Raw genomic sequence first — 1738 nt, 5'->3', positions numbered from 1 at the left:
CCAGGATTCTGGACAGTGATATGACTCTTGAGCTCGACGGTTCGGTGGCGGATGGGGTGAGCAGAAATCGCATCGTGGCTATCGTAACGGACTTTGCCGGCAAACCTGTTGCCGGCCAGCAAGTTACTTTTACGACTGCCAACGGTCCTGACCTAACGCCAGTTATAACCTTAACGGGGGAAGACGGTAAGGCTATGGCAGATATGACTTCTGTAAAAGAGGGCATCTATAGTGTGACAGCAACCGTTAACAGTGCTTCAGCAAGCAAAAATGTGACCTTTGTTAAACTTAAAGACATTGCTGTTAATGGTTACAACTTTCCCCTGGATTCAGGGTTTCCTAAGACAGGTTTTACCGGAGCTCAGTTTGCTATTGAGCTAACTCACGGAAAAACAAGTGATTATGAGTGGACATCTGATACCCCCTGGATTTCAGTAAAAGAGGGGGTAGTGAGCTTCATAAACAAAGGCGATAAACAGAAGGTTTCCATTGTTGCATCGCCTAAGAAAGGCGAGGGTAAACTTATATTTACCTATGCATTAGAAAATTGGTTTGTTCATAATTACGCAAATAAAATGCTTTGGGGGGATGCGTATAATTATTGCAGCAGTATTGCAGCAACTACTCTGCCAGAACGTCGACAGCTAAGTAATGGATTAGATGTTCGTGGCGTGCTAGGCTCACTATGGAGTGAATGGGGAGATGTTTTGGCTTATCATCAAGAGAGTGGTTTCGCAGTTGGCAGTTTCTGGGCTATGGAAACGAAGGGAGACTACCAGCATTGGAATGCGAGTTTGCAGACCGGTAATATCGGTGGTGCCGATAATGATGATGTCAGATATGTTGCTTGTGTACAAACATTATAATCATCATAAAATAATATTTATTAATGACTAATTATAAATAGCGGCATAAATAATACGATATGGAAACAGGTTTATGTACTTTCCAGGTTAGATATTTATATAGACTTTGCTAGCGTGACTAAGCAACTTAGTTTGAATGGAAAAATAAAATTAATAGACCAAAATGAAAAGTGGGCCTGATGGCCCGCTTTTTATGGATCAACAAACGCCGTATCGACAATAAGTTTGACATCCCCCCAGTATCAGATACAACCGTCAGTTAGTAATGTCGGTTTGTTTACCTTCACATTTCCATTTCGCCATCGTGCTACAAACTCTGATGGCGTCTGATAATTCAGTGCCGAATGTTGACGACACTCATTATAATCCTGCCGCCAGTCGTTAATGATTTTCCCGGCGTGAATGATATCGCTGAACCCGTGCTCATTCAGACATTCATCGCGAAATCGGCCGTTAAAGCTCTCAATAAATCCGTTCTGCGTTGGTTTGCCCGGCTGGATTAAACGTAACTCAACATCATGCTCAAAGGCCCATTGATCCAGTGCGCGGCAAGTGAACTCCGGTCCCTGGTCCATTCTAGTTGGCTAACAATATTGTTATCTTTTTGTTGGTGAATGGTTATGCATTAACTTTTTAAATGTCGTGTATGTAAATACACATTGAATTTTTTGAAACTACTTTTCAGGGCAGGTCTACAGGCAGCGCCTGTCTGAGTTGAATCAGAGCCCATTGGACTAACAGACGGTAAGGGTGTGGCATCCTGGATTCAGACTATTGTGTTTAATTCTTTAATATTTTTAGTGCCTTCGCCTATATATTGGATTATATGAAGTGCAACTATGCTGTTTGTGGGCCTGAGGAGATAATTTCAC

Annotated in this window: 1 protein-coding gene and 1 pseudogene; one reads left to right on the top strand and one right to left on the bottom strand. The window is 42.3% G+C overall.

The window, feature by feature from the left end:
* Positions 1-866 (top strand): Ig-like domain-containing protein (locus ETG88_RS22110; protein ID WP_206732585.1); only part of this gene is annotated, 866 nt, incomplete at its 5' end.
* A gap of 255 nt (positions 867-1121) precedes the next feature.
* Here ETG88_RS22110 and ETG88_RS22105 read toward each other — a convergent pair.
* A pseudogene (locus ETG88_RS22105) lies at positions 1122-1444 on the bottom strand (integrase core domain-containing protein); the annotation flags it as partial.
* Positions 1445-1738: the final 294 nt, after the last annotated feature.

The sequence above is a fragment of the Lelliottia nimipressuralis genome, from assembly GCF_004115925.1.
Classification (GTDB): Bacteria; Pseudomonadota; Gammaproteobacteria; order Enterobacterales; family Enterobacteriaceae; genus Enterobacter; species Enterobacter nimipressuralis.
Note: the sequence above shows the minus strand (reverse complement) of the source record. Positions and strands in the feature narration are given on the sequence as shown.